This window comes from Pseudomonas sp. P9_31, assembly GCF_034008235.1.
In the GTDB taxonomy this organism is placed as follows: Bacteria; Pseudomonadota; Gammaproteobacteria; order Pseudomonadales; family Pseudomonadaceae; genus Aquipseudomonas.
In genome coordinates, this window is sequence record NZ_CP125375.1 from 5,197,555 (window position 1) to 5,211,527 (window position 13,973).

Annotated in this window: 10 protein-coding genes; 9 read left to right on the forward strand and 1 reads right to left on the reverse strand. The window is 60.0% G+C overall.

The genetic code is table 11. From position 1 onward, the window contains the following. The first annotated feature begins 10 nt into the window (after positions 1-10). The 7 genes from algG (at position 11) to QMK51_RS23595 (ending at position 9,521) form a co-directional block, all read left to right on the forward strand. Positions 11-1,612 (forward strand): mannuronan 5-epimerase AlgG, encoded by a 1,602-nt coding sequence (algG, locus tag QMK51_RS23565; protein ID WP_320392170.1) that lies wholly within the window; start codon positions 11-13, stop codon positions 1,610-1,612. Positions 1,613-1,622: 10 nt separating this feature from the next. Further along, positions 1,623-3,074: an alginate O-acetyltransferase gene (locus QMK51_RS23570; protein ID WP_320392171.1), complete on the forward strand. Its 1,452-nt coding sequence runs from the start codon at positions 1,623-1,625 to the stop codon at positions 3,072-3,074. A gap of 11 nt (positions 3,075-3,085) precedes the next feature. Further along, entirely contained in the window at positions 3,086-4,216 is a 1,131-nt protein-coding gene (locus QMK51_RS23575; RefSeq protein ID WP_320392172.1) for a mannuronate-specific alginate lyase, read from the forward strand. Positions 4,217-4,428: 212 nt separating this feature from the next. Then, a complete protein-coding gene (locus QMK51_RS23580) occupies positions 4,429-5,994 on the forward strand; it encodes an MBOAT family protein (RefSeq protein WP_320392173.1) in 1,566 nt (521 codons plus the stop codon). A gap of 11 nt (positions 5,995-6,005) precedes the next feature. Continuing rightward, positions 6,006-7,181: an alginate O-acetyltransferase gene (locus QMK51_RS23585; protein ID WP_320392174.1), complete on the forward strand. Its 1,176-nt coding sequence runs from the start codon at positions 6,006-6,008 to the stop codon at positions 7,179-7,181. A 17-nt stretch (positions 7,182-7,198) separates the two neighbouring features. Then, positions 7,199-7,855, forward strand: coding sequence for an alginate O-acetyltransferase AlgF (locus tag QMK51_RS23590; RefSeq protein WP_320392175.1), 657 nt, complete (start codon positions 7,199-7,201; stop codon positions 7,853-7,855). Between the two features lie 214 nt (positions 7,856-8,069). Continuing rightward, positions 8,070-9,521 carry a mannose-1-phosphate guanylyltransferase/mannose-6-phosphate isomerase gene (locus tag QMK51_RS23595; RefSeq protein ID WP_258697473.1) on the forward strand — a complete coding sequence of 484 codons (1,452 nt, stop codon included), beginning with the start codon at positions 8,070-8,072 and terminating at the stop codon, positions 9,519-9,521. Between the two features lie 93 nt (positions 9,522-9,614). Here QMK51_RS23595 and QMK51_RS23600 read toward each other — a convergent pair whose 3' ends face one another. Further along, positions 9,615-12,404, reverse strand: a complete 2,790-nt coding sequence (locus QMK51_RS23600) for an RHS repeat-associated core domain-containing protein (protein WP_320392176.1) — start codon at positions 12,402-12,404, stop codon at positions 9,615-9,617. 178 nt (positions 12,405-12,582) lie between these two features. Between QMK51_RS23600 and QMK51_RS23605 the strand changes: the two genes are divergently transcribed. Both QMK51_RS23605 and QMK51_RS23610 read left to right on the forward strand, forming a co-directional pair. Then, complete coding sequence (locus QMK51_RS23605; protein WP_258697475.1) at positions 12,583-13,047, forward strand: multidrug transporter; 465 nt, start codon at positions 12,583-12,585, stop codon at positions 13,045-13,047. A 32-nt stretch (positions 13,048-13,079) separates the two neighbouring features. Next, positions 13,080-13,904 (forward strand): SDR family oxidoreductase, encoded by an 825-nt coding sequence (locus QMK51_RS23610; protein WP_320392177.1) that lies wholly within the window; start codon positions 13,080-13,082, stop codon positions 13,902-13,904. The last annotated feature ends 69 nt before the right edge of the window (positions 13,905-13,973 follow it).

Sequence of the window (13,973 nt, forward strand, 5' to 3'; positions counted from 1 at the left end):
AGTGCCCGACATGAACAGTGCCAAGAAAGGCTCGATCAGCCTGCTGGCCGGCGCGCTGCTGCTGGCCAGCACGGCGGCCTTCGCCACCGTTGAACCGGCCAAGTCTGTGCACCAGCCTGAACAGCAGAGCAAATCGACGACCATAGCCAAAGGGCTGCAACAGGCCAAGACCTACACCGTCAGCAGCGCGCCCACCGCGCCGCTGGACCTGGCCAAGCCGAAACTGCCGGACACTTCTGGCTACACCGCACAAGCTATTGCCGCGAAAATCGTGCGCACCAAGCCCGGCAAAATCAGTGTGCGCCGGATGATGCAGGAAGACGCCTTGAAGGACTTCATCGGCGGTGACAACAAGATGGCCGAGTGGGTGGTGCGCCAGCATGGCATCCCGCAGGCGATCTTCGTCGACGATGGCTACATGAACCTCAAGGACCTGGCGAAGAAGCTGCCCAAGCAGTACTTCAGCGAAACTTCGCCGGGCGTGTTCCTGGCGAAGTTGCCGATCGTAGTCGGTAAACACGGCATTCTGGAAATCGACAAACAGACCCAGGAACTGCGCCTGTCCCAGGAGGCCGGTTCGTTCCTGGTCAACGACGGTCAGTTGTTTGTGCGTGATACCAGAATCACTGGCTGGAGCGAGAAGGCAAACGGCCCGGCGGCCTTCAAGTCGCCCAAGGAATTCCGTCCATTCCTGCTGTCCTGGGGTGGCACCGAGACCTACATCGCCAACAGCAAGATCGCCAGTTTCGGTTACGCCAACAGTAAGTCCTACGGCGTGAGTATTTCCCAATACACGCCGAACATGGCCAAGGTGCTCAAGCGCCCTGAACCGACCGGCTGGATTGTCGGCTCCGAGTTCTCGGACATGTGGTACGGCTTCTACTGCTATGAAACCCGCGACTTCGTGGTCAAGGGCAACACCTACAAAGACAACATCGTCTACGGCATCGACCCCCATGACCGTTCCCACGGTCTGATCATCGCCGACAACACGGTGTTCGGGACCAAGAAGAAGCACGGGATCATTATTTCCCGTGAGGTCAACGACAGCTTCATCTTCAACAACCGCAGCTACGACAACAAGCTGTCGGGCCTGGTGATCGACCGTAACAGTGTGAACAACCTGATCGCCTACAACGAGATCTACAAGAACCACACCGACGGCATCACCCTCTACGAGAGTGCCGACAATCTGCTGTGGGGCAACAAGGTGATCAGCAACCGGCGCCACGGCATCCGTATTCGTAACAGCGTGAACATCCGCCTGTACGAAAACGTCTCGATGGCCAACGGCCTGACCGGTGTCTACGGGCACATCAAAGACCTGACCGACACCGACCGGGACATCAAGCTCGACCCGTTCGACGCCGAGGTGTCGCTGATCGTGGTCGGCGGTGAACTGGCCGCCAATGGCAGCGGACCGCTGTCGATCGACTCGCCGCTGAGCGTGGAGTTGTATCGCGTGTCGATGCTCGCGCCGACCAAATCCAGCGGCATCAGCTTCTCCGGGATTCTCGGCGAGCGCCAGGATGAAATTCTCGACCTGCTGGTGCGCCAGCAGAAAGCCGTGCTGATCGACCCTGTCGAACGCCAGACCGAAATGCGGGACTGAGGATAATTTTATGCACCCACACTTGATCAAATTACTCAGCCTGTCGGCCCTGACCGCGGGCATTCTCGCGGCCAGCACTGGCGTGCGTGCCGAAGACGCCAAAGCACCGAGCTTCAACGCCGAGCCGTGCTGCAGCCTGTGCCCGGCAGCCCACGACCCGAAGAATTACACCACCCGCTATCAGCAAAACTTCACCACGCTGGTGCAGGCGCAAGGCGACTGGCTATTCCGTACGCAAGAAGACTTGCGCACCGAGTTCGACACCACGCCCGCCGGCTACAAACGCATGAAACAACTGCACGATGCGTTCAAGAGCAAAGGCGTGGAGCTGGTCATCGTTTACCAGCCGACCCGTGGTCTGGTGAACCGCAACAAGCTGAACCCGGAAGAAAAAGCCAAATACGATTTTGACAAGGCACTGACCAACTACAAGAGCATGCTCGGGCGTTTCGCGCAGATGGGCTACGTGGTCCCGGACCTGTCGCCGCTGACCAACGAATCGCTGCCCGACACCCTGCCAGCCCACGATTTCTACTTCCGCGGCGACCAGCACTGGACGCCTTATGGCGCCCAGCGCACGGCTAAAATCGTCGCCGAGAAGGTCAAGCAATTGCCGGCCTTCGCCGACGTTCCCAAGCGTGAATTCGAGACCCATAAGTCGGGTCGCATGGGCAAGACCGGAACGTTACACAACATGGCGGGTCAACTCTGTGGCACCAGCTACGCGATCCAGTACATGGATCAGTTCACCACCGAGCCCAAGGGCGAAGCGGCGGATGGCGATCTGTTCAGTGATTCCGGCAATCCGGAAATCACCCTGGTCGGCACCAGTCACAGCGGCAAGAACTACAACTTCGCCGGTTTCCTCGAAGAGGCCATCGGCGCCGACATCCTCAACGTAGCGTTCCCCGGCGGCGGCCTGGAAGGTTCGATGCTGCAGTACCTGGGCAGCGAAGAGTTCCAGACCAAACCACCGAAGATTCTCATCTGGGAATTCTCGCCGCTTTATCGCCTCGACCAGGAAACCATCTACCGCCAGATGATGGCACTGCTGGACAACGGTTGCGAAGGCAAAGACGCACAGATGAGCGCCAGCGCCACGCTGAAGCCGGGCAAAAACGAATTGATGGTCAACAGCAAGAACCTGGACCTGCGCAACAGCAGCCACCAGGTCGATATCCGCTTCGCCGACACCTCGGTGAAAACCTTGCAAGCCACCCTCTGGTACATGAATGGGCGCCACGAGGACATCAAGATCGACAAACCGGAAACCTCCGACACCGACGGGCGTTTCGCCTTCGAGTTGCGCACGGACGAAGACTGGGCCTCGCAGAATCTGCTGGCCGTCGAAGTCCAGGGGCCTGAAAAAGCAGGTACCGCGCCGCAGAAAGTCGAAGCGAAAATCTGCAAACGCAACGTGTTCTCCGGCGCCGAGCAGCGTACCGCTCAAGCCGGGCAATGAGGCTACCTCTTATGAACTGCATGCAAACCCGAACGCTGAAAAAGTTACTCGCGCCCTCCCTGCTGGCTCTGGCGATGTTCGCCGGCGCCACCCAGGCCGCCGCACCACTGCGCCCGCCCCAGGGTTACTTCGCGCCCATTGAAAAAGTCAAAGCCGGCGACAAGAGCGAAGGCTGCGACGCGATGCCGACGCCCTACACTGGCGCCCTGCAATTTCGCAGCAAATACGAAGGCTCCGACAAGGCCCGTTCGACCCTGAACGAGGCATCGGAAAAAGCCTTCCGCGAGACCACCGCCGACATCACCAAGATCGAGCGCGGCACCAGCAAGCGGGTGATGCAGTTCATGCGTGACGGTCGCCCGGAACAGCTGGAGTGCACGCTCAACTGGCTGACGGCCTGGGCCAAGGCCGATGCGTTGATGTCCAAGGACTTCAACCACACCGGCAAGTCCATGCGCAAATGGGCCTTGGGCAGCATGGCTTCGTCCTACGTCCGCCTGAAATTCTCTGACTCGCATCCACTGGCCACCCACCAGGAAGAAGCGCAGGTGATTGAAGCCTGGTTCAGCAAAATGGCCGATCAGGTGGTCAGCGATTGGGACAACCTCCCGCTCGAACAAACCAACAACCACTCGTACTGGGCCGCCTGGTCGGTGATGGCCACGTCGGTCGCCACCAACCGCCGCGACCTGTTCGATTGGGCCGTCAAGGAATACAAGGTCGGCGCCAATCAGGTCGACGCCCAAGGCTTCCTGCCCAACGAACTCAAGCGTCAGCAACGCGCCCTCGCCTATCACAACTATGCCCTGCCGCCGCTGGCGATGATCGCCAGTTTCGCTCAGGTCAACGGTGTGGATTTGCGCCAGGAAAACAACGGGGCCTTGAAACGCCTGGGCGATCGTGTGCTCGCGGGGGTGAAAGACCCGGATGAATTCGAGAAGAAGAACGGCAAGGATCAGGACATGACCGACCTCAAGGTCGACTCGAAATTTGCCTGGCTCGAACCGTTCTGCTCGCTCTACACCTGCCCGCCGGATGTGCTGGAACTCAAGCACAAGATGCAACCGTTCAAGACCTTCCGCCTCGGCGGGGATTTGACCAAGGTCTACGACCCGGCCAATGACAAGGGCAAAGGTTCTTAAGACACACACAAAACCACTGTGGGAGCGAGCCTGCTCGCGATGACTGATTGCCAGTCGACATCGATGTTGAATGTCAGATCGCAATCGCGAGCAGGCTCGCTCCCACAAGGTCAGTGTCAGGCATGAGTTGAGTATCACGCCCTCTGATTTTTGATGGGGGGTTTGGGGGGGCTGTTGGCCCTTGACTGTTGGTTAAACATGGAGAGATCGGGATGGTATTTTCATCCAACGTGTTCCTGTTTCTGTTCTTGCCGATCTTTCTCGGCTTGTACTACTTGAGCGGGCAACGCTATCGCAACCTGCTGCTGCTGATCGCCAGCTACGTGTTCTACGCCTGGTGGCGTGTGGACTTCCTTGCGCTGTTCGCAGCCGTCACGCTGTGGAACTACTGGATCGGCCTGAAAGTCGGCGCCGCAGGCGTTCGGACCAAACCGGCCCAGCGCTGGCTGCTGCTCGGCGTTGCCGTGGATCTGTGCATCCTCGGCTACTTCAAGTACGCCAACTTCGGCGTGGACAGCATCAACGCGATGATGACCTCGGTCGGTCTGTCGCCGTTCATCCTGACCCACGTACTGTTGCCGATCGGGATCTCGTTCTACATCTTCGAGTCCATCAGCTACATCATCGACGTCTACCGTGGCGATACCCCGGCCACCCGCAACCTGATCGACTTTGCCGCCTTCGTGGCGATCTTCCCGCACTTGATCGCGGGCCCCGTGTTGCGTTTCCGCGACCTGGCCGACCAGTTCAACAACCGCACCCACACCCTCGACAAGTTCTCCGAAGGTGCCACGCGGTTCATGCAGGGCTTCATCAAGAAGGTCTTCATCGCCGACACCCTGGCGGTGGTGGCCGACCATTGCTTCGCCTTGCAGAACCCGACCACGGGCGACGCCTGGCTCGGCGCCCTGGCCTATACCGCGCAGCTGTACTTCGACTTCTCCGGCTACAGCGACATGGCGATTGGTCTGGGCTTGATGATGGGTTTCCGCTTCATGGAAAACTTCAAACAGCCCTACATCAGCCAGTCGATCACCGAGTTCTGGCGTCGCTGGCACATCAGCCTCTCCACTTGGCTGCGTGACTACCTCTACATCACCCTCGGCGGTAACCGTAAAGGCACGCTGATGACCTATCGCAACCTGTTCCTGACCATGCTGCTTGGCGGTCTGTGGCACGGCGCGAACATCACCTACATCGTCTGGGGCGCCTGGCACGGCATGTGGCTGGCGATCGAAAAAGCCCTCGGCCTGAATACCTCACCGCGCAGCATCAACCCGATCCGTTGGGCCCTGACCTTCCTGCTTGTCGTCATGGGCTGGGTGATCTTCCGCTCGGAAAACCTGCACGTCGCCGGTCGCATGTACGGCGCGATGTTCAGCTTCGGCGAATGGTCGCTGTCGGAACTCAACCAGGCCAGCCTCACCGGTCTGCAAGTCGCCACTCTGGTGGTGGCCTACATCACCCTGGCGTTCTTCGGCATCCGTGATTTCTACACCAACCGGCCACCGGTCAAAACCAGGCCTGCCGTCAACGTCGAGGCCGATGGCCCTGCCGCGACTACGCCTGGAATGATCAAAGCCGTACCGGGTGACAACCCGGCCAGCATCCACGAACCGGGTTACACCGTCGGCGTTGAAGCGACTGTGCAACCGGCCTACTGGGTCGCGGACTGGCCGCGTTATGTGATGCGCACGCTGGTGCTGCTGCTGTTCATCGCCTCGATTCTCAAACTCTCGGCGCAAAGCTTCTCGCCGTTCCTTTACTTCCAGTTCTGAGGGATCTGACCATGACCCGCTCATTACGCATCTTCTACATCGCCCTGTTCCTGGTGACCTTGCTGGTCCTGGGCGTGTGGTCGGTACGCAGCTTCTTCGGCTTCAGTACCAACGCCGATGCCACCGTGCTCAACGGGCGCTGGACCAAAGCCGTCGAGACGCACTACGACGACGAGTTCCCGATCAAGCGCCTGGGCACCAACCTTTGGGCCGCGCTGGACTTCAAACTGTTCAACGAAGGTCGTCCGGGCGTGGTGCTCGGTCGCGATCAGTGGCTCTACAGCGATGAAGAGTTTCACCCGATCGTCAACGAAGAGTTGAACCTGCAAGGCAACTACGCGCTGGTCGAAGGCGTGCGCCAGGAACTGAAAGAGAAAGGCGTGCAACTGGTGATGGCCATTGTCCCGGCCAAGACGCGTCTGTACCCGGAACACCTGGGTGAAGTGAAGCCGGCGAGTATCCACGCCAATTTGTACCAGGACTTCCACGCTCGTGTGGCAGCCGACAAGATCCTCGCCCCTGACCTGCTCGGCCCGCTGCAAAAGGCCAAGCAAGACGGTCAGCAAGTGTTCCTGCGTACCGACACCCACTGGACCCCGGAAGGCGCGCAAATCGCTGCCCAGACCCTGGCCAAAACCATTGCCGACAAAGCTCCGCTCAGCGGCGAACCGCAAAACTTCATCACCGAGCCTGCGGAGAAGGTGACGCACAAGGGTGACCTGAGGTTGTTCCTGCCGCTGGACCCGCTGTTCGAAAACCTGATGCCGGCGCCAGAACCTTTGCAAAAGCGCAACACCGTGGCGGCCCAGGACCAGCCCGCCGGTGATGACGCCCTGTTCGCCAACACTGAAGTGCCGGTGGCCCTGATCGGCACCAGCTACAGCGCCAACCCGAACTGGAACTTCGTCGGCGCGCTGAAAGAAGCGTTGCACAGCGACGTGGTCAGCTACGCCGAAGACGGCCACGGTCCGATTCTGCCGATGCTCAGCTACCTGAAAAGCGATGCCTTCAAGAACAGCCCGCCACAAGTGCTGATCTGGGAGTTTCCTGAACGATATCTGCCTGTGAACAACGAAATCGGTGACGCCGACCCGCAGTGGGTCGCAGAGCTTAAACAAGCCGGCGCACGCCAACAAAACGTAGCTGCAAACACTAAATCCGAGACGCCCGACCGGGCGCAAAACTGAAAGAGAGAGGTACTACCATGACTTTCACTACTACTCCTCGCCGTCTCGCCAAGACCTTCGCCCTCGTCGCCGGCATGAGCGTGCTGTCGATGCAGGCGTTCGCCGGTGGCGACGCCGCCCTCTACGGCCCGACCGCACCAAAAGGCTCGAGCTTCGTGCGGGTCTACAATGCCGGCAATGCTGAAGTCAGCGCCACCGTCGGTACCACCAACCTGAACGAAGTCGCGCCGCTGTCCAGCACCGACTTCAGCTTCATGCCGGGCGGCGATTACAGCGCCAAGGTCGGCAGCCAGACCCTGCCGGTGAAACTGGCCGGTGACCACTATTACACTCTGGTCAACAACGCCAGCGGCGCGCCGCAACTGATCGAAGAGCCGCCGTTCAAGAACAAGCAGAAATCCCTGGTACGCGTGCAGAACCTGAGCGACAAGGCCCTGACCCTGAAAACCGCCGACGGCAAGACCGAAGTGATCCCGACCGTGGCGGCCAAGAGCCGTGGCGAGCGTGAAATCAACCCGGTGAAAGTCAGCCTGGCACTGTACGACGGCGCCACCAAAGTCGGCGACGTGAAACCGGTTGCCCTGGAGCGTGGTGAAGCCGCGGTGCTGTACGTCACCGGCAACGGCAGCGGCCTGTCGCCAGTCTGGGTCAAACGCCCGGTGTCGACGCGCTAATAAATTTTCCTGACTGACGCATCCCCCCTGTGGGAGCGAGCCTGCTCGCGATTGCGGTCTGACATTCAGCATTGATGTCGACTGATACGCCGCCTTCGCGAGCAGGCTCGCTCCCACATTGAACCGAGGTGTCAGTCGGGACACGGAACAAGAACAAGAGTGAAACGACAGAACGTTCGTGGCTCTAACCAATCGATTTTAAAGGAGTAACAACATGATTCCGGTGATCTTGTCAGGTGGTAGCGGCTCACGTCTTTGGCCGCTTTCGCGCAAGCAATTCCCCAAGCAATTCCTCGCCCTGACCGGCGAACAAACGCTGTTCCAGCAAACCCTGGAACGCCTGGTGTTCGAAGGCATGGACACCCCGATCGTGGTCTGCAACAAGGACCATCGCTTCATCGTCAACGAGCAGCTGGGCGCCCGCAACCTGGACGTGCAGCGCGTGCTGATGGAACCCTTCGGCCGTAACACCGCACCAGCCGTGGCCCTGACCGCGATGATGCTGGTCAATGAAGGTCGCGACGAGCTGATGCTGGTGCTGCCGGCCGACCACGTGCTGGAAGACCAGAAAGCCCTGCAACGCGCCCTGGCCCTGGCCACCGTGGCGGCCGAGCGTGGCGAGATGGTGCTGTTCGGCGTGCCGGCGACCAAACCGGAAACCGGTTACGGCTACATCAAATCCACCAACGATGCCCTGCTGCCGGAAGGTGTCAGCCGTGTCTCGCACTTCGTCGAAAAACCCGACGTGAAACGCGCCACCGAATTCGTCCAGTCCGGTGGTTACTTCTGGAACAGCGGCATGTTCCTGTTCCGCGCCAGCCGTTTCCTCGAAGAGCTGAAAAAACACGATCCGGACATCTACGACACCTGCGTACTGACACTGGAACGTAGCGCGCAGGATGCCGACACCGTCGACATCGACCCCGCCACCTTCGCTTGCTGCCCGGACAATTCCATCGACTACTCGGTGATGGAAAAAACCCAGCGCGCCTGCGTGGTGCCGCTGACCGCAGGCTGGAGCGATGTCGGTTGCTGGTCGTCGCTGTGGGAAGTCAATGAAAAAGACGCCAACGGTAACGTCACCAAAGGCGACGTGGTCATCCAGGACAGCAAGAACTGCATGATCCACGGCAACGGCAAACTGGTGTCGGTGATCGGCCTGGAAAACATCGTGGTCGTCGAAACCAAGGACGCCATGATGATTGTCCACAAGGACAAGGTCCAAGGCGTGAAGCAGATGGTCAACACCCTCAACGAGCAGGGCCGCAGCGAAACCCAGACCCACTGCGAAGTCTATCGTCCGTGGGGCTCCTACGACTCGGTGGACATGGGCGGCCGCTTCCAGGTCAAGCGTATCTCGGTCAAGCCGGGCGCGTGCCTGTCGCTGCAGATGCACCACCACCGCGCCGAACACTGGATCGTGGTCAGCGGTACCGCCGAAGTGACCTGCGACGAAAACGTGTTCCTGCTGACTGAAAACCAGTCGACCTACATCCCGATCGCCTCGGTCCACCGTCTGCGCAACCCGGGCAAGATTCCACTCGAGATCATCGAAGTGCAATCGGGCAGCTACCTGGGTGAAGACGATATCGAGCGGTTCGAAGATATCTACGGTCGTTCCACCCCGATCGAACGCGGCGTATCGGTGAAAACCATCGCGCAGTGATTGACCGGTCAAACAAAAAGCCCCCGTCCAACCCGCTGCGTTCCCTATCCGCAGGGGGTTGGGCGGGGGCTTTTTACATCAGGGTCACCATGATTAAAAAGGTATCCATTGATTGCTCTTCGCGGGCCTGTAAGCGACGATGTGAGCGCTCGGAATCGGAGTAATGAAGGTCATTTCCACAGTCATGGGGGGAATCATTGCAACGAACTCGGACTGATCCAGTGTGTCGCCACTCATCAACACTCTGGTACCCAACCTTCCTTTGGGAATGAATTTGAAAGGTGACCCGAGCCCCAGCGTTTGATCATTGATGGCTCGCTCTTTCAAACCCGGAATTTCCATCCGGTACAGGAAAGCTCTTGTGTCACCGTACCCTCCTGAGTCTTCATCCATGCCGGTGGACACGTAACCCGCAACGGGGCTTCTAACGTGCTCCTGGGCCAGGGTGTTGATCCCTTTGGTCACGGCGGCCTGCCTGAACTCCTCTTTGATTTTTGACCCTCTGTTATCCCTGGGGAAAAAACCACCCGCGGTACGGATCTGGTCGGGGTCACGATTGTCCCCCCTCATGGCCACAACCCCCCCTCGTGGGCCAATCGACAATGAATGCGAGCCGACAACCATTGAATCGGTCGCGTATGAAGGGAGCGCCCCCGTAGACGGAGACGCCGTGGGCAACGCAATTGGCGCCGGTGGTCGTTGGGGAGCTTCCTTTTTCGCTGGCGCAGCTACATTCATCTGAACCGGGCTGGATCGCGTGGGCACGGGTGGGCGGGGAGACGCAGACGGAAGTGCTCCCGGCCTCAGCGGGATCGGGGGACGTGCAGGTGCCGGAGCCCCGGATGCATAGGCTCCATCAGAAAGTCCTGTCATGCTTGAAACCAAACTGCCCTTTGCCTTGTCGGGATTAAGCCCGTTTTCATCAACCAGGCCTACCGGGTTGTTTCGAACCATCCGATACAGGTTCAAACCATCAACCGTTCCTGCCGGATCCGGCTTCAACCACCGCTGCAACCACGGGATGTAATAGCGATATCCATAGTAATAAAGCCCCGTTGCATCCCGCTCCTTGCCCGAGTAACGAACGGTTTTGTAACTGACCTCGATCACATCATCCCCGGCCAGGCAGGCCGTCTCGCCGAACGGGTAAAAGGTTTCCCGGCTGATGATCCGTGCATCAGCGGCCAACTCCAGGCTGATCGAACCCAAATGATCGGTGAAGCCATATCGATACTGGTCGTTTGTTCCCGAAGGCGGAGTGCTCTCCCAGTGCAACACCCGCACGCTGTTGAGTCCGGCCTGGGCGGTGATCACCTGCAGCACCTCGCCGGTGCCGTTATCGGTGCGCCACTCCAGCCCCGGCAAGTAACGCACGTCAGCGACCACAGTCCGGGCGTTGGTCTGCAACGAGCGGATTTTACGTATGCGCTGGCCGCCGCCATCGTAGAGATACGACTCCCTGTCATTGCGCCCGGAAGCACGTTCCACCGGGCTGACCGATTGCAGCTGGTTGCGCAGATCCCACGTCAGAAAGCGCCTCTGGTCCAGCTCCAGCAAATTGCCCTTGGCGTCGAACGCGGCGGCGATTTCGTCTTCAGTCGGTGGCACGCCGTTGCGATATGGCAGGCAGCGGTTGCTGTAGCGGGCGGCTTTCAAATCGCGCCCGTGGTCTTGCGCGCCGACGTGGGTCAGTTTCAACAGATTGCCGCCTGCGTCATAGCGGTAGGTCTGGCGGTAGTTGCCGAGAGCCGCCGGGTCGGTGCGGCCGACCGACTCGGGCCCTTGATTGGGACCGCCCGCCTCCCAGCCAGAGGCCTCGATCAGCTGGTACAGGCTGTCGTAGCTGAAGCGATTGATCGGGTCGATACGCTGGTTGGCGAAGTAGCGGACGGGCAACGCCTGATCCTCGATGCTCAACACATTGCCCATCGGGTCATAGTCGTAGATCAGATGCTGCAACATTCGGGTGCCGGCATCCTGTACCCGACGTTCCATCAACAGACCATCTTCGGGACGGTAAACGAGGGTCGTTTGCACTGCGTTGCCCGTTGTTTCGTGCTCGACCTGCCCCTGCGCGCTGTACTGGATATCGCTGACCAGCATTTGCCAGGTGGTCAGTCCATGGAGTCGCAGACGAGTTTCACGCAACAGACCATCAAGGGTCAGACTGAAGACCTGACGATTGCCCTTGGCATCGGTCCGCTCCAACCCATCACCCAGTGGGCCGAACCGCCATGCGGATGTCGCGCCCAAACCGGGTTCGAGCAGCCGTTGGCGATCATTGATCAGTTCCGGCCAGTCGGGGGTGACCGGATCGAGAGTGAAGTGCCGAGTGTTTTCGACACATTGGCCGCTGATCGCAAACGCGTCGAACAGCACACTGCCCGCCGGGTCATCGTGGCGAATCAGTTGGCCATATTGGTTATGGTCCTGATTACCCTGGCCAGGACAACCATACTCAAAACGTTCGACACAGCGACGCGGCTGCGCAGCGCCCTGCTCGAACACTGCCACTGGCCTCAGTAAATCGTCATATTCAACCTCGCGACAGGTTTCGCGGCTGTCCCGGCCCAACAACACTTCGTCGGCCAAGCCATACAGGTTGATCTGCGTTCCGGCGTCGACGCTGTCCGTGCGTAGCGCGTTCCCGGACAGCGAGTACACCGTGGTCAGATTGGCCGGTGCCTGGGAATCGCCCACCTGCAGCGCCCACAATCGCGGATCCCACTGTTTCACCGCCCGCCCTGCGCCATCGTGAACAGTGCGGCTGATGCGGGCCTCGGTGGGCAGGTTGTCGACGGCCCGCCAATAATCAACCGAACGAATTGATAAACCGCGCGGATCGACGACCGTCAGCGTGGGTGTCTTGTGGTGCATTCCCATTGTTACCGCCCATCGAATAACTGCCCTGTTGGCCAATGTCTTCTAACGCTTCGAGCGCAGGGCTGGCTACTGTCAGAAATTACAGTGCAGGCCAGCGGTGCAATCCCTTGCTCGCCGAATGTCCATTCCCGCGCCCCTTCGGTAGGATGGTGGTCATGAGTTAAAGGAGCGTTCAAACATGTTCATCGGCGTCCTGCTGGTCATCACCTGGCTGATCCTGCTGCTGCGCTACCCGGCCAAGGCCGTGCCGGTTTCCATGGCCGCCGCTGTCGGATTGGGCCTGGTGGCGACGTGGGTGTTCTGGATGGACAACCGCGAGGTCAAGCAACTGGCACGTCTTGAGCTGCGCATCACCTACGCGCCCGAACACTGCCCGGCGGATCGGCCGTTGCAGCTGAAAATGAACAACGGCAACGACGTGCCGCTGACCGAGTTACGCTGGCGCATCGCGGCGTATGCGCCGGGCGATACGGTGAACCTGGCCGACAATCAATACGCCGCACCGCGTTATCGCGGCCCCGGCGAATTGCAGGCCGGCGGCACTTGGGAAGACTGCTTGCCGATGCCGCCCCTGCGCCCTGGTTACCGTCCGCAAACCCTGGAGTTTCGCGCCGAGCGTTTGCAGGGTAGTTTCTCCGACTGATTCCCCCTCTACTCTTGCACAAGGACCGCGCCATGCCCGTTGCGTTGATTACCGGTTGTTCCAGCGGCATTGGCCGCGCCCTCGCCGATGCCTTCAAACGTGCCGGTTACGAAGTCTGGGCCAGCGCCCGCAAGGCAGAAGACGTGGCGGCCCTGACCGCCGCCGGCTTCACGGCCGTACAACTGGACGTCAACGACGGCCCGGCACTTGAACAGCTGAGCGAGCGGATCAATCAGCAACACGGCGGCCTCGATGTGCTGATCAACAATGCCGGCTATGGCGCCATGGGGCCACTGCTCGACGGTGGTGTGCCGGCGATGCAACGCCAGTTCGAAACCAACGTGTTCGCGATTGTTGGCGTGACCCGCGCGCTGTTCCCGGTGTTGCGTCGGGCCAAAGGGATCGTGGTAAACATCGGCAGCGTTTCCGGGGTGTTGGTCACACCGTTTGCCGGCGCGTATTGCGCCTCGAAAGCCGCTGTCCATGCCTTGAGCGATGCATTGCGCATGGAACTGGCGCCGTTCGGCGTGCGGGTCATGGAAGTCCAGCCGGGAGCCATTGCGTCCAGCTTCGCGAAGAATGCCGGCCACGAAGCCGAGCAACTGATCACCGAACAATCTCCATGGTGGCCGCTGCGTGAAGGCATTCGTGCACGGGCCAAGGCGTCTCAGGACAAGCCGACGCCGGCCAGTGAATTTGCCACCGGTTTGCTCAAGGCTGTGCAGCAGAGCAAACCGCCGCGTCTGGTGCGTTTGGGTAACGGCAGCCGGGCGTTGCCGTTGATGGCGGGGTTATTGCCCAAGGGGTTGCTGGAGTCGGGGTTGATGAAGCGGTTTGGGTTGAAGGGGCAACTCTAAGACTGAGTCGACATCATCGCGGGCAAGTCGAATCGTCGCACCGCCACTCCCACAAGGCTCTACTGGGTA

Coding starts and splice junctions, on each gene's coding strand:
- algG (WP_320392170.1), top strand. CDS start 11: ATGAACAGTGCCAAGAAAGGCTCGATCAGCCTGCTGGCCGGCGCGCTG.
- QMK51_RS23570 (WP_320392171.1), top strand. CDS start 1,623: ATGCACCCACACTTGATCAAATTACTCAGCCTGTCGGCCCTGACCGCG.
- QMK51_RS23575 (WP_320392172.1), top strand. CDS start 3,086: ATGAACTGCATGCAAACCCGAACGCTGAAAAAGTTACTCGCGCCCTCC.
- QMK51_RS23580 (WP_320392173.1), top strand. CDS start 4,429: ATGGTATTTTCATCCAACGTGTTCCTGTTTCTGTTCTTGCCGATCTTT.
- QMK51_RS23585 (WP_320392174.1), top strand. CDS start 6,006: ATGACCCGCTCATTACGCATCTTCTACATCGCCCTGTTCCTGGTGACC.
- QMK51_RS23590 (WP_320392175.1), top strand. CDS start 7,199: ATGACTTTCACTACTACTCCTCGCCGTCTCGCCAAGACCTTCGCCCTC.
- QMK51_RS23595 (WP_258697473.1), top strand. CDS start 8,070: ATGATTCCGGTGATCTTGTCAGGTGGTAGCGGCTCACGTCTTTGGCCG.
- QMK51_RS23600 (WP_320392176.1), bottom strand. CDS start 12,404: ATGGGAATGCACCACAAGACACCCACGCTGACGGTCGTCGATCCGCGC.
- QMK51_RS23605 (WP_258697475.1), top strand. CDS start 12,583: ATGTTCATCGGCGTCCTGCTGGTCATCACCTGGCTGATCCTGCTGCTG.
- QMK51_RS23610 (WP_320392177.1), top strand. CDS start 13,080: ATGCCCGTTGCGTTGATTACCGGTTGTTCCAGCGGCATTGGCCGCGCC.